The sequence below is a fragment of the Microbacterium sp. NPDC089186 genome (genome assembly GCF_040685115.1).
GTDB lineage: Bacteria > Actinomycetota > Actinomycetes > Actinomycetales > Microbacteriaceae > Microbacterium > Microbacterium galbum.
Genome location: NZ_JBFBHJ010000004.1, coordinates 317,232 through 341,831, shown reverse-complemented (window position 1 = coordinate 341,831; position 24,600 = coordinate 317,232). Strand labels below are relative to the sequence as shown.

The window sequence follows — 24,600 nt, the reverse complement described above, 5'->3', positions numbered from 1 at the left end:
CGCAACACATCGCGAACCCGGTATCGGCTGCAGTCTTCCGAACCGCTGGTGTCTCTTCGTCTGCGTTCTGCATGGCGAAGCGCGATCTGATCACGTTTCATTTTCTGAGGAGCACTCGTGGAGTCCATCTCCGAGACCCAGCCCGTCGACGCGCCCGAGAGCGCGGAGAACCCCGCCGAGGAGCAGCCCACGGCTGCGGCGGACGGCACCGACACCGCGGCGGCCGACGCGCCCGCCGCCGACGCACCCGAGGCGGAGGCCACCGACGGCGAGGGCGCTGACGCCCCGGCCGACGCCGACGCGCAGCCCGAGGCGCTGTTCCCGGCCGACGCTGTCGAGACGCCGGCCGAGGAGCCGGCGGCTGACGCGCCGGCCGCGGACGAGCCGACCGCGGATGCGCCGGCTGCTGACACCGCCGCTGCTGCGGCCGCGGACGACGCCGCCGCCGACGCGACCGCCACGGAGGAGCCGGCCCCGGCCGAGAAGCCCGCCCGCGCCCCCCGCAAGCGCGCGCCGCGCCGCGCCAAGAGCGCGACCGCCGAGGAGAAGGCCGCCGCCGAGGCCGCCGCTGCCGAGGCTGCCGCTGCCGAGGCCGCCAGCGCGCCCGCCGACACCGAGACCACCGCGCCCTCCGACGAGGCCGCCGCGGAGGCCACGGCATCCGAGGCTCCGGCATCCGAGGCTCCGGCATCCGAGGCTCCGGCCGCCGACGCCCCGGCCGAGGAGCCCACCACGCCCGTCACGACCGCCGCCGACGTCGCCGCCGACGCGGCGCCCGATGCCGACGCCGAGAACGCGACCGAGCAGTCGGAGCAGGCCGCCGACGCGAGCGACTCCGCCGAGCAGACCGACGAGACCCCCGCTCGCGGTCGCGGTCGGAGCCGGTCGCGCAACCGCAACCGCAACAAGGCCGACGCCGCCGAGAAGAACGACGCCGCGGCCTCCACGTCCGCCGACGAGGCCGAGGCGCCGACGCAGAGCGGCCAGCGCGACGCGGGCTCGCAGAGCGGTCAGCGCGAGAACAGCGGCCAGAACGGTCAGCAGGCCCAGCAGCAGCAGGGTCCGGCGAACAGCCGCAACCGCCAGCGCAACAAGCGCCGCGGGCAGAACACGACGGGCGACGAGTTCGAGACCGAGATCGGCGAGGACGACGTCCTCGTCCCGATCGCCGGCGTCCTCGACGTGCTCGACAACTACGCCTTCGTGCGCACCACCGGCTACCTGCCCGGTCCGAGCGACGTCTACGTCTCGCTCGGCCAGGTGAAGAAGTACAACCTGCGCAAGGGCGACGCCGTCGTCGGCGCCATCAAGCAGCCCCGCGAGGGCGAGCAGCAGGGCCGCCAGAAGTACAACGCCCTCGTGCAGGTCGACTCGATCAACGGGCTGTCGGTCGACGACGCAGCCGCCCGTGTCGAGTTCAACAACCTCACGCCGCTCTACCCGCAGGAGCGCCTGCGCCTCGAGACCGGTCCCGAGAAGCTCACGCAGCGCATCATCGACCTGGTCGCCCCGGTGGGCAAGGGTCAGCGCGGTCTCATCGTCGCGCCCCCGAAGGCGGGCAAGACGATCGTGCTGCAGCAGATCGCCAACGCGATCGCGCACAACAACCCCGAGGTCCACCTCATGGTCGTGCTCGTCGACGAGCGCCCCGAAGAGGTCACCGACATGCAGCGCACGGTGCGCGGCGAGGTCATCGCCTCGACGTTCGACCGTCCGGCGGAAGACCACACCACCGTCGCCGAGCTCGCCATCGAGCGCGCGAAGCGTCTCGTGGAGCTCGGTCGCGACGTCGTCGTGCTGCTCGACTCGATCACCCGTCTCGGCCGCGCGTACAACCTCGCCGCCCCCACCTCCGGCCGCGTCCTCAGCGGTGGCGTCGACGCGTCGGCGCTGTACCCGCCGAAGCGCTTCTTCGGCGCCGCGCGCAACATCGAGAACGGCGGATCGCTCACGATCCTCGCGACCGCGCTCGTGGAGACCGGGTCGAAGATGGACGACGTCATCTTCGAGGAGTTCAAGGGCACGGGCAACAGCGAGCTGCGTCTGAACCGCCAGCTCGCCGACAAGCGCATCTTCCCGGCCGTCGACGTCAACGCGTCGAGCACCCGCCGCGAAGAGATGCTGCTCTCGCCCGACGAGGTCAAGATCACCTGGAAGCTCCGCCGCGCCCTGGCCGGTCTCGAGCCGCAGCAGGCTCTCGAGGTCGTGCTCGGCAAGCTCAAGGAGACGCAGTCCAACGTCGAGTTCCTCGTGCAGATGCAGAAGTCGATCCCGGCGCCCGCGCGCGGCGGTGACGACAACAGCATCCGCTGATCGGGGGAGCTGGCGCGATGGCGGAGCCCGCGATGTTCGAGTCGGTCCGCGGCCTGCTCGAAGAGCACAAGGCCGTTCAGGAGGAGCTCTCCGACCCGGCCGTGCACGCGGACGCCGCGCGCGCCAAGCGCGTCAACCGGCGCTATGCCGAACTGTCGCGGATCGTCGCGGCCCACGAAGCGTGGACCGCGGCGTCCGACGACCTCGACGCGGCACGCGAACTCGCCCGTGAAGACGAGGCCTTCGCCGAGGAGGTCCCCGCCCTCGAGGAGCGCGTGGCGCAGACGCAGGAGCGCTTGAGGCGCCTGCTCATCCCGCGCGACCCCGACGACGCACGTGACGTCATCATGGAGATCAAAGGCGGCGAGGGGGGAGCGGAGAGCGCCCTCTTCGCGGCCGATCTGCTGCGTATGTACCTGCAGTACGCGGCATCCATGGGGTGGAAGACGGAACTGCTCGAGCGCACCGAATCCGACCTGGGCGGGTACAAAGACGTCCAGGTCGCCATCAAGGGCTCCTCGAGCGATCCCGCGCAGGGCGTCTGGGCGCACCTGAAGTACGAGGGCGGCGTGCACCGCGTGCAGCGCGTGCCCGCGACCGAGTCGCAGGGCCGCATCCACACGTCGACGACGGGTGTTCTCGTCTTCCCCGAGGCCGACGAGCCCGAAGAGGTCGCGATCGACCCCAACGACCTGAAGATCGACGTCTTCCGCTCCTCGGGACCGGGTGGGCAGTCGGTCAACACGACCGACTCCGCGGTGCGCATCACCCACGTGCCCACGGGCATCGTGGTGTCGATGCAGAACGAGAAGTCGCAGCTGCAGAACCGCGAGGCCGGCATGCGCGTGCTGCGCGCCCGGTTGCTCGCCAAGCAGCAGGAGGAGCGCGACGCCGTCGCCGCCGACGCACGGCGCTCGCAGATCCGCGGAATGGATCGCTCCGAGCGCATCCGCACATACAACTTCCCCGAGAACCGCATCGCGGATCATCGCACCGGGTACAAGGCCTACAACCTCGACCAGGTGATGGACGGCGCGCTCGGCCCGATCATCGAATCGGCGATCATCGCCGACGAAGAGGCGCGTCTCGTCGCCCTCGCCGACGGCTGACCTGCCGAACCCCCTCGCCGGCGGCCGACCGGACGCTTCGCCTCGTCTGTCGTAGGGTCGGTGGGTGCCCTCCGCCGCCCGCATCGTCGCGTTCGACGACACGCCCCCGCCTCCCGGTGCCTCGCCGTGGGTGGGGGAGCCCGCACAGGCACGGCGGATCGAGATCGTCGACGCGGATGCCACCTGGCCCCTGACCTTCGCGACGGTGCGCGATCGCATCCACGACGCTCTCGGGCAGCGGGCGATCCGCGTCGACCACGTCGGCTCCACCGCGGTGCCCGGGCTGGCGGCCAAGCCGGTGATCGACGTCGATCTCACCGTCGCCGACACCGACGACGAGGATGCCTACGTGCCGACCCTCGAGGCCGCGGGCTTCGCCCTGCGCGTGCGCGAGCCGTGGTGGCTCGGGCACCGGCTCCTGGTCGCGAGCGAGCCCGCCGTCCACCTGCACGTCTGGCCGCCCGACAGCCCCGAGGCCGCCCGCCACCTGATCTTCCGCGACCATCTGCGGGCGGATGCCGACGACCGGGCGCTCTACGCGCGCGTGAAGCGCGAGGTCGCCGAGGACGGTCTCATGAGCGCCTACAACGAGCGAAAGCAGGCCACCGTCCGGGCGATCTACGCCCGTGCGTTCGTCGCCGCGGGGCTGATCTCCCGATAGGTCTCAGTCGATCCACGCGGGCGGGTGGGGGAGAGGCCCGCGTCGCGCCTCCAGCTGCGACGCGAGCGACAGCAGCACCGCCTCGCCACCGGGCCTGCCGACGAGCTGCGCCGACACGGGATGGCCCTCGGCATCCGCGGTCACCGGCATCGTCAGCGCCGGGAGGCCCGCGACGTTGACGAAGCTCGAGTACGGCGCGTACTCGACCTGCATCGCGAAGGTGCGTTGGGGAGAGTGCCCGGCGTAGGACCCCACGGGCTGCGGAGGCTGGGCGAGGGCCGGGGTCAGCACGGCGTCGAAAGCCGAGAAGTCGGCGATCGTGCGGCGCTCGAACGCCCGCGCGGCGGCGAGCCCGTTCAGGAGGTCGAGCGCCGACAACCGTCGGCCCTCCCGCACCAGCCACGCGGTGAGCGGCTCGACGAGGTCCATGTCGTCGTCGGTGAGCGGCACGCGAGCGGCACTGGCGCGCCAGAGCACGTGGAACAGCTCTGCATAGCCCCACGGATGCCAGTCGGCATCCGTCACCGCGTGTCCGGCGTCGCTCAGCCAGGCGCTCGTCACCTCGACCGCCGCGCGGGCGTCCGGATCGAGCGCGATGTCCTCGTCGTCGTCCCACGGTGAAACAGTCGTGACGCCGATGCGCAGCTCCCGGGGCTCGCGCCGGGCCGCGTCGACGAAGGGTCCGCTGCCCGGCGCCGTCGTGGCGTACGAGAAGGGCGCGAGATCGATCAGAGCATCGAGGAGGAGGCCGACGTCTTCCGCGCTGCGCGCGATCGGCCCGGTCACCGACAACCCGTCCGGCGAATCGAAACCGGAACCGAGCGGCAGGCGCCCGCGCGACGGCTTCAGGCCCAGTACGCCGACCGTCGCCGAGGGGATGCGGATGGACCCCCCGCCGTCCGATCCCACGGCGGCGGGTAGCAGGCCCGCGGCCACCGCGACGGCCGCTCCTCCGCTCGAACCGCCGGCTCCGGCGGAGAGGCGCCAGGGGTCGCGCGCCGGGGCGTGGATGAGGGGTTCGGTGAAACCGGTGAGGCCGAACTCCGACGTGGACGTCTTGCCGATGTTCACGGCGCCGGCGGCGTCGAGGGCGGCGGCGAGGGGGTCGGACGCCGTGGGCACGTGATCGGCGCGCGAGCGCGAGCCGTAACGGGTGGGCACCCCCGCCCGCGCCACGAGGTCCTTGTCGGCGAGGGGGACGCCCCAGAGCGCTCCGCGCGGCGACGGCGGCAGCTCGGAGATACGCTGCCGCGCTGCGTCGGGGGAGACCTCGGCGAACGCGCCGAGGTCGGCGAAGCGCTCTGCTCGGTCGAGGTAGTGAGCGGTGAGGTCGGCCGGCGCGAGTTCGCCGCGTCGAAGGGCGTCGACCTGGGCGGCGAGCGACAGATCGTGCAGACGGGTCATGTCTCGAGCCTAGGGCGAGCCCCGGTCACCGCAGCGGGCGGGAGGTGCACCGACGCGTCGGCGTGCGAACGAGCGGGCGGCGCCGGCGCCGAGCGTCGCGGAACCGACCCTTCGCCGGCCGCGCGCCACCCGGCGTGGGGCGGCGCGGAACCGGCCGTTCACCGGTCTCGCGCCGCGCTCGAGGATGCGGCTCAGATCCAGTACTCCGGGGTCGTGAGCAGAGCGCGGGTGTCTTCGCCGCTGCGCCGCGTGCGCGCTTTCGCGGGCACGCCCACCAGCACGCTATCGGCCGGGGCGTCTCGGGTCACGACCGCGTTCGCGCCCACGACGGTGCGCGCGCCGAGGGTGATCGGCCCCAGGATCTTCGCTCCCGCGCCGATCGCGACGCCGTCGTGCAGCGTGGGATGACGCTTGCCGCCCTCGCGCTGCCGACCCCCGAGCGTCACGCCGTGATACAGCATGACGTCGTCGCCCACCTCCGCCGTCTCGCCCACGACGACACCCATGCCGTGGTCGATGAAGAAGCGTCGACCGATCGTCGCTCCCGGGTGGATCTCGATGCCGGTGAGCCAGCGGGTGACCTGTGAGAGAGCGCGCGCGGGGAAGCGCAGCCCACGCGACCACAGGCGATGCGCGACGCGGTGCGCCCAGACGGCGTGCAACCCGGGGTACAGCAACGCGATCTCGAGACCGCCGCGCGCCGCGGGGTCGCGGAGCTTGGCGGAGGCGATGTCTTCTCGGATGCGGGAGAGGACCCCCACGTCAGTCTTCGCGCAGGTGCTCGTACAGAGCGGTCGAGAGGTACCGCTCGCCGTACGAGGGGATGATGACGACGATGTTCTTGCCCGCCGCTTCGGGACGGCGCGCCACCTCGAGAGCCGCCCAGATGGCGGCACCCGACGACATCCCGACCAGGATGCCGTCCTTCGCGGCCGTCTCCCGTGCCAGGCGGATCGCGTCGTCGAACTCGACGTCGATCACCTCGTCGATGATGTCGCGATCGAGGATGGCGGGCACGAAGTTCGGGCCGATGCCCTGGATCTTGTGGGGCCCCGGGTGCCCCTTGGTGAGCACGGGGGAGTCGGCGGGCTCGACGGCGACGATCTTCACGTCGGGGTTGCGCTCCTTGAGCACCTGGCCGACGCCGGTGATGGTGCCGCCCGTGCCGATGCCGGCCACGAAGTAGTCGACCTCGCCCTCGGTGTCGCGCAGGATCTCCTCGGCGGTGGTCTTGCGGTGGATGGCGGGGTTGGCCTCGTTCTCGAACTGGCGGGCCCACACGGCGCCCGGGGTCTCGGCGACGATGCGCTTGGCCTCGTCGACCGCGTGCGACATGCCCTTGGTGGGGTCGGTCAGCACGAGTTCGGCGCCGAACGCCTTGAGCAGGATGCGACGCTCCTTCGACATCGAGGCGGGCATGGTCAGGATGACCTTGTAGCCGCGCGCGGCACCGACCATGGCCAGAGCGATGCCGGTGTTGCCGCTGGTGGACTCCACGAGCGTCCCGCCGGGCTTGAGCTCGCCCGAGGCCTCCGCCGCGTCGACGATCGCGATGCCGAGGCGGTCCTTGACGCTGGAAGCGGGATTGTAGAACTCGAGCTTCGCGAGGATCTGCCCCCCGGCGCCCTCCGCCACGCGGTTCAGCCGCACGAGCGGCGTGTCGCCGAATGCAGAGGTGATGTCGGAGTGGATGCCGGGCATGGCTCGCCTTTCGCCGTCGGTCGGGACGCGATCATTTTAGGCGAGCCTTCCGACGGGCCGGCTCGTGTGACGCCGCTTGACGACACGACCCGCCCCCGTCCACCCGTCGGCCCCACGCGAGCCCGGACCGCGCACACCGCCCGACTAGGCTGGGCTCCCGTCATGCCTGAGACCGCCCCTCTCCCCGCCCCCACGGCCGCATCGGTCGCCGACGTCGTCCGCGACACGGCAGCCCGCCTCCGCACAGCGGGCGTCCCCGACCCCCACGTGGATGCCGAACTGCTCGTCGCCCATGTGCTGGAGTCCTCGCGAGGCGGTGTGCAGGCCGCGGCGATCCGCGGCGACCGCATGCCCGACTGGGCGGCCACCGCCCTCGCGCCCCTCGTCGACCGCCGCTGCGCGCGCGAGCCCCTCCAGCACCTCACCGGACGCGCCCCCTTCCGGTCGATGGAGCTCGCCGTCGGCCCCGGCGTGTTCGTCCCGCGCCCCGAGACCGAGATGGTGGCCCAGCTCGCGATCGACGCCCTGCGAGCGGCGGCCTCCGACGCCCCCGTCGCCGTCGACCTCGGCACCGGCAGCGGCGCGATCGCGCTCGCGATGGCGACCGAGGTGCCGCACGCGCGCGTCTACGCGGCGGAGAACAGCGTCGATGCCTTCATCTGGACGAAGCAGAACCACGCCCTCATCGGCGCCGACAACCTTTCGCTCGCGTTCGTCGACCTCGCTCACGCGTTCCCCGAACTCGACGGGACGGTGTCGGTGGTCGCGTCCAACCCGCCGTACGTGCCCGACGACGCCATCCCTCGCGATCCCGAGGTGCGTCTGTTCGACCCGCCCGCCGCCCTCTACGGCGGCCCCGACGGCCTGGACGCCGTTCGCGAGCTCAGCCGGGTGGGTCTCCGACTCGCCCACCCCGGCGGCACGATCGTCATCGAGCACGGGGAATGGCAGGGGGAGGCGATCCGCGCCCTCCTCACCGCCGATGGGTGGCGCTCGGCATCCACTCATCCCGACCTGACCACGCGCGACCGCGCGACGACCGCGATCCGCCCCTGACGCACCGGGTGACGACGCGCCGCGCACGGCGCGACTAGACTGGCGCGCGACATGTCACCCGTCTACGACTGCCGTGACGAGTCGCAGCTGCTGTCCGGGATGCGCCACGCGCGTCAGGCGATCGGCCGAGGCGAACTCGTCGTGCTCCCCACCGACACCGTCTACGGAATCGCCGCCGACGCGTTCAACACGCGCGCCGTCGCGGGGCTCCTCGAAGCGAAGGGGCGCGGACGTCAGCAACCGCCGCCCGTCCTGGTCGCGGGCGTGAGCACGCTGCGCGCCCTGGTCGCGGAGATCCCTCCCGCGGTCGACGACCTCGTCCGCGAGTTCTGGCCCGGCGGCCTCACGATCGTGCTCCCCGCGCAGCCGTCGCTGTCGTGGGACCTGGGCGACACGCACGGCACGGTCGCGGTGCGCATGCCGGCGCAGAAGCTCACCCTCGAACTGCTCGAAGAGACCGGCCCCCTCGCGGTGTCGAGCGCCAACCTGACCGGCATGCCCGCCGCCGTCGACATCGACGCCGCGCGCGACATGCTCGGCGACAGCGTCTCGGCCTACCTCGACGCCGGTGTGAGCGAGACGGGGGTGGCGTCGACCATCGTCGACGCCACGCTGCTCGTCGGCGGCTCCGAGCCGGTGGTGCGCGTCCTCCGCGAGGGCGCCGTCTCCCGCGAACGCCTCCGCGAGGTGCTCGGCGATCTGCTCGAGCCCGACCCGGTCGACGACCGCGACGCCCCGACCCCGGCGGGCGCGCCCTCCGACGTCTCCCCGGACGACGCAGCCCCGGATGACGAGGCTCCGGGTCCGTGACCCAGTACCTCCTCACCATCCTCTTCACGGCGGCGGTCACGCTCGCGCTGTCGTGGGTGGTGTGGAAGCTCGCCCTGCGCTTCAAGCTGTATCCCGGCATCCGGGATCGGGATGTGCACAAGACACCCACGCCCCGCTTGGGCGGGGTCGCCATGTTCCTCGGCGTGGTCGCCGCCTTCGCCCTGTCGAGCCGGAACCCCTACTTCTCGATCTTCTGGACCGATCCCGTCCCGGTGCTCTCGCTCCTGGGCGCGGTGCTGCTCATCGTCCTGGTCGGAGTGGCCGACGATCTGTGGGACCTCGACTGGATGATCAAGCTCGGTGCGCAGTTCGTCGCCGCCGGGATCATCGCGTGGTTCGGGCAGCTGCAGATCCTCTCGCTGCCCATCGGCGCCCTCACGGTCGGATCGAGCTGGGTGAGCTTCCTGCTCACCGTCTTCGCGCTCGTCGTCGTCATGAACGCCGTCAACTTCATCGACGGACTCAACGGCCTCGTCGCCGGTGTCTGCCTCATCGCCAACGGCGTCTTCTTCGCCTACTCCTACCTGCTGGTACGCGACACCGGCGCGAGCACGTACTTCAACCTCGCCTCGTTCATCGCGGCGGTCCTGGTCGGCGCCTGCCTCGGCTTCCTGCCGATGAACTGGACGCCCGCGAAGCTCTTCATGGGCGACGCCGGTGCCCTCATGCTCGGCCTGCTGATGGCCAGCTCGGCGGTCGCCATCACCGGTCAGCTCGACCCGGCGGTGCTCGACCCCGAGAAGATCGGTCGCTCGCAGCTTCTGGGTGCCTTCATCCCCATCCTGCTGCCGGTGGTCATCGTGCTGCTGCCCCTGCTCGACTTCGGTCTCGCCGTCGCCCGGCGGCAGTGGGCGGGGAAGTCCCCGTTCTCGCCCGACCGCAAGCACCTTCATCATCGGATGCTCGACATGGGGCACTCCGACCGCGACGCCGTCCTGATCTTCTACAGCTGGACGGCGGTGGTCAGCCTCGCGTTCCTGCTGATGTACATCGGCACCCAGCAGAGCTGGCCGGGCGACTACGCCATCGGGATCGCCTTCGGCGTCACCGGGGTGCTCGCCTGCGCCGTCCTGACCCTCCTTCCTTCATCGCACCGTCTGCGGCGGCTCTCCCGTCGCGTCCGACCCACCCGACCGGAGTCCCCTTCATGAGCAGCGTCTCTCCCGCCCCCCGTCGACCTCTCTCCAGTACGCCCGTGCTGCGCACCGCGCTGGTGTGGGGCGGTGTCGTCACCGCGGTGCTCCTGGTCGTGGGCGGCGTCGTCGGCTTCCTCGTCGGGGGAGCGGGCGGCCTCGGCAGCGCCCTCGCGGGGGTGGCCGTGAGCGCGATCTTCCTCGCCGTCACCGCGACGAGCATCCTCGTCGCGAACCGGTGGTTCGGCGACCCGCTCTACGTGCCCATCTTCTTCGGCATCGTGCTCGGGGGGTGGCTGCTGAAGCTCATCCTGTTCATCGTGGCGATCGTCGTGCTGCGCGGACAGGACTGGGTCGATCCGGTGGTGTTCTACGTCGCGCTGGTCGTCAGCGTGATCGCGTCCCTCGCCGTCGACGTGGTGGTCCTCCTGCGCATGCGGATCCCCAGCGTCAGCGACATCACGCTCCCCACCGACCCCGAAGCGGGCGACCGGCGCGCCTGACCGGCCCATAACCCACCCGCACGCCCCGTCGCGCACGTTAGTCCGGCGGCGAGACGATCACCTCCCGCGGACTCATGGATTCGCCGGGAGTTTGATAGGGTGGCATAAGTACCCGCCCGCGATGGGAAATCTTCTCCAGGTTCGCACTTCGGGTACCATCACCGACCATCGTCGCAACGGTTCACACCGATGCCCCGAAGCTGGAGCCAGCGCTGTCCACTCAAGCTGCGACCCTGATCACGAACTTCGCGTCTGCGGGTGCGGAGTTCCACCCGCCCTCCATCTCCGAGTTCTTCCCCGACGCGGTCCTGTTCGAGGGCACGATCTTCGCGATCACCCGCATCAACCTCACGCAGATGCTGGCGACGCTCGCGCTGGTCCTCTTCCTCGTGCTGGGCACCCGCCGCATGAAGGTCGTCCCCGGCCGCTTCCAGAGCATCGCCGAGATGGGCCTCGACTTCGTCCGCGTCAACATCGCCGAAGACATCCTGGGTCGCAAGGACGGCAAGCGGTTCCTGCCGATCCTCACCACGATCTTCTTCATGGTGCTGTTCATGAACATCACGGGTGTCATCCCGTTCCTGAACATCGCCGGTACGAGCGTCATCGCCGTGCCGCTGCTGCTCGCGATCGTCGCGTACGTCACCTTCATCTACGCCGGCATCAAGAAGAGCCCCGGCGGCTTCTTCAAGAACGCGCTGCTGCCCTCGGGCGTGCCGTGGCCGCTGTACATCATCATCGTCCCGCTCGAGTTCCTCTCGACCTTCATCATCCGCCCCGTCACCCTGACGCTGCGTCTTCTGATGAACATGGTCGTCGGCCACCTCATGCTGGTGCTGTTCTTCTCGGCCACCCAGTTCTTCGTGGTCGGGCTCAGCGGCTGGTGGACGGCGCTCGGCGCCGGCTCCCTCGCCTTCGGCTTCGCCTTCACCCTGTTCGAAATCTTCGTCGCCTTCCTCCAGGCGTACGTCTTCGCGATCCTCACCGCGGTCTACATCCAGCTCGCGGTCGCAGAAGAGCACTGAGCGGCCCGGCGCACGCCGAGCCACCCAACGAAAGGAAAAACCCGTGGACGCAACTACGGTTCTCGCCCAGGTCACCGGTAACGTCGCCACGATCGGCTACGGCCTCGCCGCCATCGGCCCCGCCATCGGCGTGGGCATCGTCGTCGGCAAGACGATCGAGGGCGTCGCCCGTCAGCCCGAGCTCGCGGGCCGCCTGCAGGTCCTGATGTTCATCGGTATCGCCTTCACCGAGGCGCTCGCCTTCATCGGTATCGCGACCGGCTTCATCTTCACCTGAACCGGCCGCTCTCGACTCACTGTAAGGAGACAGGATGCTGAACGCTCTTGTCACACTCGCCGCGGAGCCCGCGGGAGAGGCGCACAACCCGCTGATCCCGGCGTGGTACGACATCATCTGGTCGGCCGTGTGCTTCGTCGTCATCATCTTCGTGGTGTGGCGTGTGGCCCTGCCGCGGATGGCGAAGCTGCTCGACGAGCGCAGTGCTGCCATCGAGGGCAACATCGCCAAGGCCGACGAGGCTCAGCGACAGGCCGAGGCCGCACTCGAGGAGTACACCGCGCAGCTCGCCGAGGCGCGCCGCGAAGCCGGTGAGATCCGCGAGTCCGCAACCCAGGACGGTCGTAAGATCGTCGCCGAGGCCAAGGAGACCGCTGCGTCCGAGGCAGCCCGCATCACCGCCAGCGCGCACGCGCAGATCGAGGCCGAGCGTCAGACGGCCCTCGTGCAGCTGCGCTCCGAGGTCGGTACCCTCGCGGTCGACCTCGCCGGCAACGTGATCGGTGAGACCCTGTCGGACGACGCGCGCGCCAACGCCGTGGTCGACCGCTTCCTCGCCGAGCTCGAGGCCTCCGAGAAGGCGGCCAAGTAATGGGCAGCGCGACCACTCAGGCCCGGACCGCGACGTCGGAGGCCCTGGCCTCCGCGTCGGGTGTCGATCTCGACGTCGCACGCGAGCTGTTCGCTGCCGTGGCCGCCGTGAGCGGATCGGCGCAGCTGAGCGGCGCGCTGTCCGACTCGTCGGTGCCGGCGGAAGCCCGGGCGGGGCTCGTCTCCGCCGTGTTCGGTCCGTCGTACCGGCCTGCCACGGTGGAGCTGCTCTCGCGCGCCGCTCAGCAGCGCTGGTCCAGCGCCGCGGAGTTCGTGGAGGGACTCGAGGAGCTCGCTGTGCGGGCCACCTCGGTCGCCGAGACCGGTGACATCGAGGCCGAGCTCTTCTCGTTCTCGCGCACCGTCGCCTCCAACGGCGAACTGGAGCTCGCGCTCGGCGGTCGTCTCGGCGACGCGTCGGCGAAGGGCACGCTCGTCTCGACCCTCCTCGGTGGGCGCGCGAGCGCCGGCACCGCCCTGATCGTGTCGTCGCTCGTCGAGCACGCGCGCGGTCGTCGGGTCCGTGCCCTGCTCCGCCGCGCGGAGCGCATCGTGGCCGATCAGCGATCGCGCATCGTGGCCACCGTGTCCGCCGCCGCACCGCTGAGCGCCGACCAGCAGACCCGTCTGCAGAACGCTCTCAGCGCACGTTACGGCTCGGCTGTCACGCTGAACACCGTGATCGACCCGACCGTGCTGGGTGGTCTGCGCGTGCAGGTCGCCGACGACGTCATCGACGCGAGCGTGTCCGCACGTCTCGCCGACCTCCGCCAGCGGATCGCCGGCTGAAGACTTTCCGCCCGAGCGGGCGTGATCTTGGGGGCCGAGGGCCCCACGAACGAAGGAAGACAATGGCAGATCTCTCTATCAGCCCCGACGTCATTCGTGACGCGCTGAAGGACTTCGTCAACGCCTACGAGCCCACCGGCGCCGCGGCGACCGAGGTCGGCGCCGTCGTCGACGCGGCCGACGGCATCGCCCACGTCGAGGGACTCCCCGGTGTCATGGCCAACGAGCTCATCCGCTTCGCGGACGGCACGCTCGGCCTCGCCCAGAACCTCGACGAGAACGAGGTCGGTGTCGTCGTGCTCGGCGAGTTCTCCGGCATCGAAGAGGGCCAGAGCGTCACCCGCACGGGTGAGGTGCTCTCGGTCGGCGTGGGCGAGGGCTACCTCGGTCGCGTGGTCGACCCGCTCGGCAACCCGATCGACGGTCTCGGTGAGATCGCGACCTCGGGTCGTCGCGCGCTCGAGCTCCAGGCTCCCGGCGTGATGCAGCGCAAGAGCGTGCACGAGCCCCTGCAGACCGGCATCAAGGCCATCGACGCCATGATCCCCGTCGGCCGCGGCCAGCGTCAGCTCATCATCGGCGACCGTCAGACCGGCAAGACGGCCATCGCGATCGACACGATCATCAACCAGAAGGCCAACTGGGAGTCGGGCGACGTCAATAAGCAGGTTCGCTGCATCTACGTCGCCATCGGCCAGAAGGGCTCGACCATCGCTTCGGTGAAGGGCGCGCTCGAGGACGCCGGTGCGATGGACTACACCACCATCGTCGCGGCCCCCGCGTCCGACCCCGCCGGCTTCAAGTACCTCGCGCCCTACACCGGTTCGGCCATCGGCCAGCACTGGATGTACGAGGGCAAGCACGTCCTGATCATCTTCGACGACCTGTCGAAGCAGGCCGAGGCCTACCGCGCCGTGTCGCTCCTGCTGCGTCGCCCGCCGGGCCGCGAGGCGTACCCCGGCGACGTCTTCTACCTGCACTCGCGTCTGCTCGAGCGTTGCGCGAAGCTCTCCGACGAGCTCGGCGCCGGCTCGATGACGGGTCTGCCCATCATCGAGACCAAGGCCAACGACGTCTCGGCGTACATCCCGACCAACGTGATCTCGATCACCGACGGCCAGATCTTCCTGCAGTCCGACCTCTTCAACGCCAACCAGCGCCCCGCGGTCGACGTGGGTATCTCGGTCTCGCGCGTCGGCGGTGACGCTCAGGTCAAGTCGATCAAGAAGGTCTCCGGAACGCTGAAGCTGGAACTCGCGCAGTACCGCTCGCTCGAGGCTTTCGCGATGTTCGCGAGCGACCTCGACGCGGCCTCGCGTCGTCAGCTCGCCCGCGGTGCCCGCCTCACCGAGCTGCTCAAGCAGCCGCAGTACTCGCCGTACCCCGTCGAGGAGCAGGTCGTCTCGATCTGGGCCGGCACCAACGGCAAGCTCGACGCGGTCGAGGTCTCCGACGTGCTGCGCTTCGAGCGCGAACTGCTCGACTACCTGCGCCGCAACTCGACCGTGCTCGACACTCTGCGCGAGACCAACGTGCTCGGTGACGACACGCTCGCGGAGCTGGAGCAGAAGATCGACGCGTTCTCCAAGGAATTCCAGCCCGGCAAGGACCAGAGCGTCGTCGGCGCCGAGAAGGTCGACGCCGCCGAGGCGGAGGACGTCAACCAGGAGCGGATCGTCAAGGGCCGTCGCTGATAGCGACGACACGAGAACGGAATCATGGGCGCACAACTGCGGGTCTATAAGCAGAAGATCAGTTCTGCTCAGACGACCAAGAAGATCACCAAGGCGATGGAGCTCATCGCGGCTTCGCGCATCCAGAAGGCGATGGCGCGTGTGCGCGCGGCATCGCCCTTCGCGCGGGCCGTCACGAGCGCCGTCTCGGCGGTCGCCACGCACTCCTCCGTCGATCACCCGCTGACGACCGAGCGCGAGAACATCCGTCGGTCGGCCGTCGTCATCTTCACGTCCGACCGCGGCCTCGCCGGCGCGTTCAACTCGCAGATCCTCCGTGAGGGTCTCGAGCTGGCCGAGCTGCTCCGCTCGCAGGGCAAAGAGGTCGTCTACTACCTGGTCGGACGCAAGGCCGTCGGATACTTCCAGTTCCGTCGCATGCCGAGCGTCGCCCAGTGGGTCGGCGACACCGACACCCCGCAGTTCTCGACCGCCGAAGAGATCTCGGATGCCGTGATCGAGGCGTACCGCGCAGGCGGGGAGAACGAGGGCGGCGTCGACGAGATCCACCTCGTCTACAACCGCTTCGTCAGCATGATGACGCAGTCGCCGGAGTCCGTGCGCCTGCTCCCGCTCGAGGTGCTCGAGGCCGATGAGGCTCCCGCGCAGTCCGAGGTCTACCCGCTCTACGAGTTCGAGCCGGACGCCGAGACCGTTCTCGACGCGCTCCTGCCGACGTACGTCCAGAGCCGTATCTTCAACGCCCTGCTGCAGTCGTCGGCCGCCAAGCACGCCGCGACCCAGAAGGCCATGAAGTCGGCCAGTGACAACGCCGACAAGCTCATCACCGACTACACCCGCCTGCGCAACAACGCGCGCCAGGCGGAGATCACGCAGCAGATCGCCGAGATCGTCGGCGGCGCCGATGCCCTGGCATCCGGCAAGTAAGTTCCCAAGGAGAGAAGAAGCCATGAGCCTCACCGCCGAGAAGACCGACGCGGCCGTCGTCGGACGCGTCGCGCGCGTCACCGGCCCGGTCGTCGACATCGAGTTCCCGCATGACGCGATCCCCGAGATCTACAACGCGTTGAAGACCACGATCACCATCGGTGACGAGTCGACCGAGATCACCCTCGAGGTCGCTCAGCACCTCGGCGACGACCTCGTCCGCGCCATCTCGCTCAAGCCCACCGACGGCATGGTCCGCGGTCAGGACGTCCGCGACACCGGCGGCCCCATCTCGGTGCCCGTCGGAGACGTGACCAAGGGCAAGGTGTTCGACGTCACCGGTCAGGTGCTGAACGCCGCTCCGGGCGAGACCATCGAGGTCACCGAGCGCTGGGGCATCCACCGCAAGGCGCCGAGCTTCGACCAGCTCGAGTCCAAGACCGAGATGTTCGAGACCGGCATCAAGTCGATCGACCTCCTGACCCCCTACGTGCAGGGTGGAAAGATCGGTCTCTTCGGTGGTGCGGGCGTCGGCAAGACGGTCCTCATCCAGGAGATGATCCAGCGCGTCGCGCAGGACCACGGTGGTGTCTCGGTGTTCGCCGGTGTCGGCGAGCGCACCCGTGAGGGCAACGACCTGATCGGCGAAATGGAAGAGGCGGGCGTCTTCGACAAGACCGCCCTCGTGTTCGGCCAGATGGACGAGCCGCCGGGGACGCGTCTGCGCGTCGCCCTGTCGGCGCTGACGATGGCGGAGTACTTCCGCGACGTGCAGAAGCAGGACGTGCTGCTCTTCATCGACAACATCTTCCGCTTCACGCAGGCCGGTTCCGAGGTCTCGACCCTGCTGGGTCGCATGCCTTCGGCCGTGGGATACCAGCCGAACCTGGCTGACGAGATGGGTGTGCTCCAGGAGCGCATCACCTCGACGCGCGGTCACTCGATCACCTCGCTGCAGGCGATCTACGTCCCCGCCGACGACTACACCGACCCGGCTCCGGCGACCACGTTCGCCCACCTCGACGCCACCACCGAGCTTTCGCGTGAGATCGCGTCGAAGGGTCTGTACCCGGCCATCGACCCCCTGACGTCGACGAGCCGCATCCTCGACCCGCGCTACATCGGTGCCGACCACTACCGCGTGGCCACCGCCGTGAAGCAGATCCTTCAGAAGAACAAGGAACTGCAGGAGATCATCGCCATCCTCGGTGTCGATGAGCTCTCCGAGGAAGACAAGATCGTCGTGTCGCGTGCACGTCGTATCCAGCAGTTCCTCTCGCAGAACACCTACATGGCGAAGAAGTTCACCGGCGTCGAGGGCTCCACGGTCCCGATCAAGGAGACCATCGAGTCGTTCGACGCGATCGTCAAGGGCGACTTCGACCACGTCGCCGAGCAGGCGTTCTTCAACGTCGGTGGCATCTCCGACGTCGAGGCCAAGTGGGCGCAGATCCAGAAGGAGAACGGCTGACATGTCGTTGCGCGTGAGCCTGGTGTCGGCAGACGCCGAGGTGTGGACGGGGGAGGCCACGCTCGTCGTGGCCAAGACCGTCGAGGGTGAGATCGGCTTCATGCAGGGGCATGAGCCGGTGCTCGCGATCCTCGCCCAGGGCGAGGTGCGCATCACCCGCGCCGACGGCACGAAGATCCTGGCCAACGCCGAGGACGGCTTCCTCTCGATGGCGAACGACGAAGTGACGATCGTCGCCGGGAACGCAGCCCTCGTCTCCTGACACCGCTTCATCGCTGACGCGCGTCGCCCGATATCGGGCGGCGCGCGTCGCCTTTTCCGGGAGGATCCATGCTCGTCCTGCTGCCGCCGTCCGAGACCAAGAAACCGGGCGGCGACGGTGCTCCGTTGTCGCTCGCGTCGTTGTGGGCGCCGTCGCTCCTGCCGCAGCGCGAGAGCGTGCTCGACGCCCTCGTCGCTCTGAGCGCCGACGAAGACACGGCGGCGCGCGTGCTGAAGCTCAGCCCGAAGCGTCGGCACGAGATCGCCGACAACGCCGCGCTTCGGTCGGCGCCCACCCTGCCCGCCGTCGCCCGCTACACCGGGGTGCTCTTCGACGCCCTGGATGCCGGGAGTCTCGACGACGACGCCCGCGGCTGGCTCGCGGAGCACGTCGTCATCCATTCCGCGCCCTTCGGTCCGGTGGGTGCTCTCGACGGCATCCCCGCCTATCGCCTCGCGGCGGGGACCTCGATTCCCGCTCTGCCGGCACTGCGCCGTGTTTGGGCCGGCGCCGTCGGCGAGGCTCTCGCCGACGCCGGTGCGTCGTTCGTCCTCGACCTTCGTTCGGAGGCGTACGTGGCGCTGGGGCCTGTACCCGAGGGCATGTCGTCGGCGTACGTACGCGTGGTCACGGAGGGGGAGGGAGGCGCCGTCCGCGCTCTGAACCACTTCAACAAGCACGCGAAAGGCGAGCTCGTCCGCGCGTTGGCGTCGAGCGGGGCGGAGCTGTCCAGCCGCGAGGACTTCCTCGGGTGGGCGAGGAAGAACGGGTGGACGGTGGGGCCGTCCGGTGAACGGGAGTTGCTCCTAGCAGTCTGAGACGGATGTCGACGAGGGGATGTCAGCGAACACTCAGGTTCGCTAGCATGACACGCGCGGGAGACGCCCGCCGGCTCTCGTGACCGCGGGGGCCGCTCGAGAGGATCGACGTGAACATCTCAAATCTCGCTTACTCCGACTACGGGACGACCAGTGCCGGCGAGGCGGCGGTTCTGGCCGTGGTGTACCTCTTCATCTTCCTGTTCAGCATCTTGGGCTACCTCATCAGCTCGTTCCTGCTCATGAAGGTCTTCGAGAAGGCTGGTGTCCAGGGCAAGTGGCGCGCCTGGGTCCCCGTCTACAACGCCCTCGTCTACGCCAAGCTGGGTGACTTCTCGCCGTGGATCCTTCTGGGTCTCGCCGTGGCCTCCGCCATTCCGATCCTGAACTTCCTCGCCGGTCTCGCGATCGTCGTCGCGCTGATCATGATCTCGTACCGGGTGGCCGCCAAGTTCGGACGCGACTGGCCCATTCTGCTGCTGTTCCTGCTCGGCCCTCTCGGTCAGTGGATCTTCCTCGGCATCCTGGGCTTCAGCAGCAACCGGTGGAACCCCGCCGCCGCCTCGCCGTCGCCGTGGGGCTCGTCGTTCCTCGCTGACAAGACGTTCTGGAACGGCATCCCCGCGCAGCCCGCGCAGAACGTCCAGGGTCAGAACGACGGCGGATACGGGGCGCCGGTCGCTCCTCCCGCGCAGGGCTACGCCCCGCCGGCGGCCCCCGGGTACGCGCCGCCGCAGACGCCGCCCGCCTCGGGCAGCACGCCGCCGCCGCCGGCACCCCCGGCCGGTCCGCAGGTCTGATCTCCGACCGGATCGTCGAGGGGCTCTCCGCCGTGTGCGGGGAGCCCCTCGTGTCGTCACGGGGATAGCGTGGAGTCATGACCCCCACCGATCTGCCCCTTCGCCCCGTCGGCCGCTCAGGACTTCGGGTGTCCGCCGTCGGCCTCGGGTGCAACAACTTCGGTCGTGTGGGTACGCCCACCGAAACGCTCGAGGGGACGCGGAACGTCCTCGACGCCGCCCTCGATGCGGGCGTCACGTTCCTCGACACGGCCGACATCTACGGCCGCTCCTTCGGCCTGTCCGAGACGCTCATGGGCGAGGCGCTGGAGGGGCGCCGCGACCGGGTCGTCCTCGCGACCAAATTCGGCCACGCGGACTTCGCGCCGGCGATCGTCGGCGGCGCGAAGGGCTCACGGGCGCACATCCGGCGCGCCGTCGAGGATTCGCTGCGGCGCCTGCGCACCGACTGGATCGACCTCTATCAGTTGCACACGCCCGATCCCGAGACGCCCGTCGACGAGACGCTGGACGCGCTCGCGGATCTCGTCCGCGAAGGCAAGATCCGATACATCGGTCATTCGAACTTCTCGGGTTGGCAGATCGCCGAGGCGGATGCCGCGGCGGCGGGCGTCCGGTTCGTGTCGGCGCAGAACCAGTACAGCCTCCTCGCGCGAGCGGCCGAGCGCGAGGTGCTCCCCGCCGCCCGCCGCTTCGGCCTCGGCTTCCTCCCCTTCTTCCCGCTGCACAACGGCCTGCTCACCGGGAAGTTCACGCGCGAGGGCGGTCCGGACGACAGCCGCATCATGCGCCAGCGCCCGCACCTCTGGCGCGACGCGCCGTGGGACGCCCTCGAGCGGTACCAGGCATACTGCGACGCGCGGGGGATCTCGATGCTCGAGGCGACGTTCGGGTGGTTCCTCGCGAACCCGCTCGTCTCCAGCGTCATCGCCGGAGCCACCAGCGCGGCGCAGGTGCGCTCGAACGCCGCCGCCGCCACGGCGTGGTCGCCGAGCGTCGATGATCTCGCCGAGCTCGACGGCATCCTGGGGCTGCCGGCCGATCCCGCCGCGGGATGAACGCGGCACGGGGGAGGGGGCGCTCCGGCGCGTCCGCTGGCGATGCTCGCGTGTCGACTAGGATGACAGGGCCGCGCGGTTCCGCCGGCGCAGCTGTCGGCCAACCGGAGGATCATTCGTGCCCGAGGTGACCACCCACACGCGTACCGTCCCTCTCGGCGACGGCTCTCTCGAACTGCGCTGGGCGGCGAGCACCGACACGGGGCGTCGCCGCGAAGTCAATCAAGACGCGTTCCTCGCGGAATACCCTCTCTTCATCGTCGCCGACGGAATGGGCGGCCACCTCGGCGGCGAGATCGCCAGTGCCAGTACCGTCGACCGTCTGCGCGCCGTCGTCGAGTCGGGTGCGGTCTCGACGAAGAACATCGAGAAGGCCCTTTCCCGCGCCGTGAAGGACATCGTGGCGCATCCCGAGACGACGGACGAGGGGACGGGGACGACCCTCACGGGCCTCTATCTCGAGACGCACACCGAGGAACCGCACTGGGTGACCCTCAACATCGGGGACTCCCGCGTGTACCTGGTGCGAGATGAGGAGATCGTCCAGGTGACCACCGACCACTCGGTGGTGCAGGAGCTCATCGCGGCCGGCCGACTCAGCCCCGAAGAGGCCGAGAACCACCCCTACGGCAACGTCATCACGCGCGCCGTCGGACCGAGCGACAGCGTCAAGCCCGACTACCTGCGTCTCGACGTGCTCGACGGCGACCGATTCGTGGTCTGCTCCGACGGTCTGACGAAGGAGCTCACCGATTTCGGCATCCGTCACTTCCTCGCGGCCAACGCCGACCCCGCGGCAGCGGTCGACGCCATGATGGCCGCCGCGCTCGAGAACGGCGGCCGAGACAACGTGACCATCGTCGTCCTCGACGTCGCGCGCCGCTCCGCCTGAGATCCGCTCTTGACCGCGCCTGGGCGCGGATTCTACGTTCGGCATATGACCTCCGCACCCGAACGGACGGCCGGTAAGGGCCTCGCCTCCGGAACGCTGGGCCTGTGGGGCTCGACCGTGATCGGTCTGGCATCCACCGCCCCCGTCTATTCCCTCGTCGCCACCCTCGGTTTCGTCGTCCTGGCCGTCGGTGCGCAGGCGCCCATCGCCTTCGTCATCGCATTCGTGCCGATGCTGTTCATCGCCTTCGCCTACCGTGAGCTGAACAACGAGATCCCGGATTGCGGAACGACCTTCACCTGGGGGACCAAGGCCTTCGGCCCGTGGATCGGGTGGATGGGCGGCTGGGGAGTGGCCGTGGCCGGCATGGTCGTGCTCGCCAATCTCTCGCAGATCGCCGGCATCTACCTCTGGTCGCTCATCGGCGACGGCTCGCTCGCCGAGAACGTGCCGCTCGTGACCGCGACCGGTGTCGCGTTCATCGCCGCGATGACCTACATCAGCTACCGGGGCGTCGAGATCGGCGAACGGATCCAGAACATCCTGCTCGGCGTGCAGTACCTCGTGCTCGCCCTGTTCGTCGTGCTCGCGCTGTGGAAGTTCTTCGACGGCACGGCGCCGAACCCCACCCCCTTCGACATCGCGTGGTTCAACCCGCTGGGCTTCACCGACTGGAGCGGCTTCACCGAGGCGGTGCTGCTGGCGCTGTTCATCTACTGGGGGTGGGACACCTGCCTCGCGCTGAACGAGGAGACGAAGGACCCGAAGCGCATTCCGGGCCGCGCGGCGCTGCTGACCACCGTCATCCTGCTCGGGACCTACGTCACCGTGACCGTCGCCGCGATGATGTACGCCGGAGTGGGGGAGGACGGCTCGGGGCTTGCGAACCCCGAGAACGCGGACGACGTGTTCCTGGCGCTGAAGGACGGGCTGTTCGGACCGTTCGGGTGGGTGCTCATCGTCGCCGTGCTCATCTCGGCGGTGTCATCGACGCAGACGACCATCCTCCCCACCGCTCGCGGGACGCTCGCGATGGCGGCCTACAAGGCGCTGCCGGCGCGGTTCCGGTCGGTGCACCCGCGCTACAAGACGCCGTCGTTCTCGACCCTGGTCATGGGGATCGTGGCGAGCGTCTATTACGTGGGGATGACGCTCATCAGTGACAACATCCTGCAGGACTCGATCCTGTCGCTCGGACTCGCGATCGCGTTCTACTACGCCATGACCGGGTACGCCTGCGTCTGGTACTACCGTCGTGAACTGTTCTCGTCGGGCAAGAACCTCGTCTATCGCGGCATCTTGCCGCTGCTCGGGGCCCTGATGCTGACATACGCATTCGTCCAGTCGGCCATCGACATGTACGACCCCGAGTACGGCTACACGGTGCTGTTCGGCGTCGGGGGCACCTTCGTCGTCGGCATCGGGGCCCTCGTCGTCGGCGTGGTGCTCATGGTGGTGTGGTTCGCGTTCCCCGGCTCGAAGCCGTTCTTCCGTGGCGAGAGTCTCAACCGAGAGACCGAGGTGCTCGTCCCGGACGAGCCGATCGCCTATCCGCGGTCGGTCGACGGCGGGATCTGAGGCGCGCAGCCGGGCCGCTCACGCGGTCGGTCGGGCGGCGAAGGGCATGCCCGCCCGGCGCGCCGATGGATCAGACCACGGCGCGGATCGAGCCGACGACACCCGCGCCGCCCGACACCGTGAGGGGCAGGAGCGCCAGCGTCTCATCGACGGCCTCGGTGGACAGGGCCCCGGCCCGCTCCAGCAGGCGCAGGGCCACCGCCCAGCCCGCACGGTTGGAGCCGTCGAGCATCTTCAGGGCGACGGTCGTTCCATCGGGCGCCGTCATGACCTGGACGCCTTCGGCGCCCATCTTGGAGAACACGCCGAGTCGTTCGATCACGATGGTGTCGGGACGACCCGGGCCGTCGACGGTCCAGGGGTGCTCCTTGACGGCGCGGACGAGCGCTCCCGCGCTGCGGTGCAGGGCGAAGGGCGAGCGCTCCGAGGAGGTGGCGATGCGCTGGATGGCGCGCGCGAGACCCACCAGGCTCATCGCGTAGACGGGGGCGCCGCAGCCGTCGATCGCCGTCGTGGTCATGCGCTCGCCGACGAGGCGCTCGAGCACCTCGCGGATGTGCACCTGCAGAGGGTGCTGCGGGTCGAGGTAGTCGGCCGTCGACCACCCGTTGGCCACGCACGTCAGCAGCATCGCGGCGTGCTTTCCCGAGCAGTTCATGCGCAGCGGGGAGGGGGCGCCGTGATCGCGGACGAGCTCATCACGCGACGCCGTGTCGGTGGGCCAGGCCGCGGGGCAGCCCAGGTCGTCTTCGGTGAGCCCGGCCGACTGCAGGATGTCGCGCGCCAGCTGGGCGTGGCGGTCGGTGCCGCAGTGGCTGGCCATGGAGATCGCGAGGCGCTCGTCGGCGAGATCGGCTCCCGCGGACAGGCACGCGAGGGCCTGCAGGGGCTTCATGCTCGAGCGCGGCAGGAATGCCGCCGTCACGTCGCCCAGGGCGAGCTTCTCGGTGCCGTCGGGAGCGAGCACGACGGCGACGCCGACGTGGCGTGATTCGACGAAGCCGTTGCGGTCGACGACGGCGAGTTCGACGGAGGCGGGGGGCGTGGTGGGCATCCCTTGATCGTATCCCGCCGACCCCCTTCCGCCCCGGTCGAGCCGCCCGTGCGAGTCGCCAGGATATGTCGCCTCCGACACGTTTCCGGCGACGGATTCCGGCGACTCGCGCGCGGGTACGGGGCAGACTGGGGGCATGTACGGAGAGCATCACTACCGCCTGCGCGCGACCTGGACCGGCGACCGAGGGACCGGGACGAGCGGATACCGCGACTACGACCGGTCCGTGACCGTGCAGGTCGACGGCAAGCCCGCGATCGCGGCATCCGCGGACACGCCCTTCCGAGGCGATCCGGCGAAGTGGAACCCGGAGGAGCTGCTGCTGGCCGCGCTGAGCGAATGCCATCTGCTGTCGTACCTGCACGCGTGCGTCACGACCGGCGTGGTCGTCACGTCCTACGAGGACGACGCCGAAGGGACGATGAAGGAGGACGGCAACAGCGGGGGAGCGTTCACCGACGTCGTGCTGCGCCCGCACGTCACGGTCGCCGAGGAGTCGATGGTCGAGGCGGCCACCGCCGCCCACCGTCAGGCCCGTGAGTGGTGTTTCATCGCGAACTCTGTCAACTTCCCGGTGCGTCACGAACCGGTGGTCACCGTCGGCTGAGCGGCGCCGTGGACGGCGGCGGGGCGACTCGTCGTACAGTGAGCGC

Annotated in this window: 25 protein-coding genes; 21 read left to right on the top strand and 4 right to left on the bottom strand. The window is 69.8% G+C overall.

Annotation, left to right across the window (positions count from 1 at the left end; translation table 11 throughout):
* Positions 1 to 117: 117 nt before the first annotated feature.
* The 3 genes from rho (at position 118) to AB0N82_RS15435 (ending at position 4,083) form a co-directional block, all read left to right on the top strand.
* Positions 118 to 2,313, top strand: a complete 2,196-nt coding sequence (rho, locus tag AB0N82_RS15445) for a transcription termination factor Rho (protein WP_363392773.1) — start codon at positions 118 to 120, stop codon at positions 2,311 to 2,313.
* Positions 2,314 to 2,345: 32 nt separating this feature from the next.
* The gene (gene prfA / locus AB0N82_RS15440; RefSeq protein ID WP_363393346.1) at positions 2,346 to 3,422 is read left to right on the top strand and encodes a peptide chain release factor 1; all 1,077 of its coding nucleotides are present in this window, start codon (positions 2,346 to 2,348) and stop codon (positions 3,420 to 3,422) included.
* Positions 3,423 to 3,486: 64 nt separating this feature from the next.
* Positions 3,487 to 4,083, top strand: a complete 597-nt coding sequence (locus AB0N82_RS15435; RefSeq protein ID WP_363392770.1) for a GrpB family protein — start codon at positions 3,487 to 3,489, stop codon at positions 4,081 to 4,083.
* Between the two features lie 3 nt (positions 4,084 to 4,086).
* Here the strand turns inward: AB0N82_RS15435 and AB0N82_RS15430 are convergent, their stop codons facing one another.
* The 3 genes from AB0N82_RS15430 to cysK form a co-directional block, all read right to left on the bottom strand.
* Positions 4,087 to 5,487, bottom strand: coding sequence for an amidase (locus AB0N82_RS15430; RefSeq protein ID WP_315993184.1), 1,401 nt, complete (start codon positions 5,485 to 5,487; stop codon positions 4,087 to 4,089).
* 191 nt (positions 5,488 to 5,678) lie between these two features.
* Positions 5,679 to 6,248, bottom strand: coding sequence for a serine O-acetyltransferase EpsC (epsC, locus tag AB0N82_RS15425; protein WP_315993183.1), 570 nt, complete (start codon positions 6,246 to 6,248; stop codon positions 5,679 to 5,681).
* A 1-nt stretch (position 6,249) separates the two neighbouring features.
* Positions 6,250 to 7,188: a cysteine synthase A gene (cysK, locus tag AB0N82_RS15420; RefSeq protein ID WP_315993182.1), complete on the bottom strand. Its 939-nt coding sequence runs from the start codon at positions 7,186 to 7,188 to the stop codon at positions 6,250 to 6,252.
* 162 nt (positions 7,189 to 7,350) lie between these two features.
* Here cysK and prmC point away from each other — a divergent pair, with 162 nt between their 5' ends.
* The 17 genes from prmC to AB0N82_RS15335 all read left to right on the top strand — a co-directional run bounded on the left by prmC (position 7,351) and on the right by AB0N82_RS15335 (position 22,893).
* Positions 7,351 to 8,244: a peptide chain release factor N(5)-glutamine methyltransferase gene (gene prmC / locus AB0N82_RS15415; protein WP_363392765.1), complete on the top strand. Its 894-nt coding sequence runs from the start codon at positions 7,351 to 7,353 to the stop codon at positions 8,242 to 8,244.
* Positions 8,245 to 8,295: 51 nt separating this feature from the next.
* Positions 8,296 to 9,054: an L-threonylcarbamoyladenylate synthase gene (locus AB0N82_RS15410; RefSeq protein WP_315993180.1), complete on the top strand. Its 759-nt coding sequence runs from the start codon at positions 8,296 to 8,298 to the stop codon at positions 9,052 to 9,054.
* On the top strand, positions 9,051 to 10,226 hold the full coding sequence (locus AB0N82_RS15405) for an MraY family glycosyltransferase (RefSeq protein WP_315993179.1): 1,176 nt from the start codon (positions 9,051 to 9,053) through the stop codon (positions 10,224 to 10,226). Before AB0N82_RS15410 ends, AB0N82_RS15405 begins: the two co-directional genes overlap by 4 nt.
* Positions 10,223 to 10,711, top strand: coding sequence for a hypothetical protein (locus AB0N82_RS15400; RefSeq protein WP_315993178.1), 489 nt, complete (start codon positions 10,223 to 10,225; stop codon positions 10,709 to 10,711). The genes AB0N82_RS15405 and AB0N82_RS15400 overlap by 4 nt, the downstream gene beginning before the upstream one ends.
* 233 nt (positions 10,712 to 10,944) lie before the next feature.
* The gene (atpB, locus tag AB0N82_RS15395; RefSeq protein ID WP_315994578.1) at positions 10,945 to 11,736 is read left to right on the top strand and encodes a F0F1 ATP synthase subunit A; all 792 of its coding nucleotides are present in this window, start codon (positions 10,945 to 10,947) and stop codon (positions 11,734 to 11,736) included.
* 43 nt (positions 11,737 to 11,779) lie between these two features.
* Positions 11,780 to 12,013 (top strand): F0F1 ATP synthase subunit C, encoded by a 234-nt coding sequence (gene atpE / locus AB0N82_RS15390; RefSeq protein WP_043360904.1) that lies wholly within the window; start codon positions 11,780 to 11,782, stop codon positions 12,011 to 12,013.
* 34 nt (positions 12,014 to 12,047) lie between these two features.
* Entirely contained in the window at positions 12,048 to 12,605 is a 558-nt protein-coding gene (locus AB0N82_RS15385; RefSeq protein ID WP_315993177.1) for a F0F1 ATP synthase subunit B, read from the top strand.
* The gene (locus AB0N82_RS15380; RefSeq protein ID WP_315993176.1) at positions 12,605 to 13,393 is read left to right on the top strand and encodes a F0F1 ATP synthase subunit delta; all 789 of its coding nucleotides are present in this window, start codon (positions 12,605 to 12,607) and stop codon (positions 13,391 to 13,393) included. The genes AB0N82_RS15385 and AB0N82_RS15380 overlap by 1 nt, the downstream gene beginning before the upstream one ends.
* Before the next feature lie 62 nt (positions 13,394 to 13,455).
* Positions 13,456 to 15,087, top strand: coding sequence for a F0F1 ATP synthase subunit alpha (gene atpA / locus AB0N82_RS15375; RefSeq protein ID WP_315993175.1), 1,632 nt, complete (start codon positions 13,456 to 13,458; stop codon positions 15,085 to 15,087).
* Positions 15,088 to 15,111: 24 nt separating this feature from the next.
* Positions 15,112 to 16,014, top strand: a complete 903-nt coding sequence (locus AB0N82_RS15370) for a F0F1 ATP synthase subunit gamma (RefSeq protein WP_298874924.1) — start codon at positions 15,112 to 15,114, stop codon at positions 16,012 to 16,014.
* Between the two features lie 22 nt (positions 16,015 to 16,036).
* Positions 16,037 to 17,485, top strand: a complete 1,449-nt coding sequence (gene atpD / locus AB0N82_RS15365; RefSeq protein WP_315993174.1) for a F0F1 ATP synthase subunit beta — start codon at positions 16,037 to 16,039, stop codon at positions 17,483 to 17,485.
* Position 17,486: 1 nt separating this feature from the next.
* Entirely contained in the window at positions 17,487 to 17,747 is a 261-nt protein-coding gene (locus AB0N82_RS15360) for a F0F1 ATP synthase subunit epsilon (protein WP_315993173.1), read from the top strand.
* A 68-nt stretch (positions 17,748 to 17,815) separates the two neighbouring features.
* The gene (locus AB0N82_RS15355; RefSeq protein ID WP_363392757.1) at positions 17,816 to 18,565 is read left to right on the top strand and encodes a peroxide stress protein YaaA; all 750 of its coding nucleotides are present in this window, start codon (positions 17,816 to 17,818) and stop codon (positions 18,563 to 18,565) included.
* Positions 18,566 to 18,675: 110 nt separating this feature from the next.
* Positions 18,676 to 19,365, top strand: coding sequence for a DUF5684 domain-containing protein (locus AB0N82_RS15350; protein ID WP_363392754.1), 690 nt, complete (start codon positions 18,676 to 18,678; stop codon positions 19,363 to 19,365).
* Between the two features lie 77 nt (positions 19,366 to 19,442).
* On the top strand, positions 19,443 to 20,423 hold the full coding sequence (locus AB0N82_RS15345) for an aldo/keto reductase (RefSeq protein WP_363392751.1): 981 nt from the start codon (positions 19,443 to 19,445) through the stop codon (positions 20,421 to 20,423).
* 118 nt (positions 20,424 to 20,541) lie between these two features.
* Positions 20,542 to 21,315, top strand: a complete 774-nt coding sequence (locus AB0N82_RS15340) for a protein phosphatase 2C domain-containing protein (protein WP_315993169.1) — start codon at positions 20,542 to 20,544, stop codon at positions 21,313 to 21,315.
* Positions 21,316 to 21,360: 45 nt separating this feature from the next.
* A complete protein-coding gene (locus tag AB0N82_RS15335; protein WP_363392747.1) occupies positions 21,361 to 22,893 on the top strand; it encodes an APC family permease in 1,533 nt (510 codons plus the stop codon).
* Positions 22,894 to 22,963: 70 nt separating this feature from the next.
* Here the strand turns inward: AB0N82_RS15335 and AB0N82_RS15330 are convergent, their stop codons facing one another.
* Complete coding sequence (locus AB0N82_RS15330; protein WP_363392744.1) at positions 22,964 to 23,947, bottom strand: asparaginase; 984 nt, start codon at positions 23,945 to 23,947, stop codon at positions 22,964 to 22,966.
* A gap of 136 nt (positions 23,948 to 24,083) precedes the next feature.
* Here AB0N82_RS15330 and AB0N82_RS15325 point away from each other — a divergent pair, with 136 nt between their 5' ends.
* Positions 24,084 to 24,554: an OsmC family protein gene (locus AB0N82_RS15325; RefSeq protein WP_363392741.1), complete on the top strand. Its 471-nt coding sequence runs from the start codon at positions 24,084 to 24,086 to the stop codon at positions 24,552 to 24,554.
* Positions 24,555 to 24,600: the final 46 nt, after the last annotated feature.

Coding starts and splice junctions, on each gene's coding strand:
- prfA (WP_363393346.1), top strand. CDS start 2,346: ATGTTCGAGTCGGTCCGCGGCCTGCTCGAAGAGCACAAGGCCGTTCAG.
- AB0N82_RS15430 (WP_315993184.1), bottom strand. CDS start 5,487: ATGACCCGTCTGCACGATCTGTCGCTCGCCGCCCAGGTCGACGCCCTT.
- cysK (WP_315993182.1), bottom strand. CDS start 7,188: ATGCCCGGCATCCACTCCGACATCACCTCTGCATTCGGCGACACGCCG.
- prmC (WP_363392765.1), top strand. CDS start 7,351: ATGCCTGAGACCGCCCCTCTCCCCGCCCCCACGGCCGCATCGGTCGCC.
- AB0N82_RS15410 (WP_315993180.1), top strand. CDS start 8,296: ATGTCACCCGTCTACGACTGCCGTGACGAGTCGCAGCTGCTGTCCGGG.
- AB0N82_RS15400 (WP_315993178.1), top strand. CDS start 10,223: ATGAGCAGCGTCTCTCCCGCCCCCCGTCGACCTCTCTCCAGTACGCCC.
- AB0N82_RS15385 (WP_315993177.1), top strand. CDS start 12,048: ATGCTGAACGCTCTTGTCACACTCGCCGCGGAGCCCGCGGGAGAGGCG.
- AB0N82_RS15380 (WP_315993176.1), top strand. CDS start 12,605: ATGGGCAGCGCGACCACTCAGGCCCGGACCGCGACGTCGGAGGCCCTG.
- atpA (WP_315993175.1), top strand. CDS start 13,456: ATGGCAGATCTCTCTATCAGCCCCGACGTCATTCGTGACGCGCTGAAG.
- AB0N82_RS15370 (WP_298874924.1), top strand. CDS start 15,112: ATGGGCGCACAACTGCGGGTCTATAAGCAGAAGATCAGTTCTGCTCAG.
- atpD (WP_315993174.1), top strand. CDS start 16,037: ATGAGCCTCACCGCCGAGAAGACCGACGCGGCCGTCGTCGGACGCGTC.
- AB0N82_RS15360 (WP_315993173.1), top strand. CDS start 17,487: ATGTCGTTGCGCGTGAGCCTGGTGTCGGCAGACGCCGAGGTGTGGACG.
- AB0N82_RS15355 (WP_363392757.1), top strand. CDS start 17,816: ATGCTCGTCCTGCTGCCGCCGTCCGAGACCAAGAAACCGGGCGGCGAC.
- AB0N82_RS15345 (WP_363392751.1), top strand. CDS start 19,443: ATGACCCCCACCGATCTGCCCCTTCGCCCCGTCGGCCGCTCAGGACTT.
- AB0N82_RS15335 (WP_363392747.1), top strand. CDS start 21,361: ATGACCTCCGCACCCGAACGGACGGCCGGTAAGGGCCTCGCCTCCGGA.
- AB0N82_RS15330 (WP_363392744.1), bottom strand. CDS start 23,947: ATGCCCACCACGCCCCCCGCCTCCGTCGAACTCGCCGTCGTCGACCGC.
- AB0N82_RS15325 (WP_363392741.1), top strand. CDS start 24,084: ATGTACGGAGAGCATCACTACCGCCTGCGCGCGACCTGGACCGGCGAC.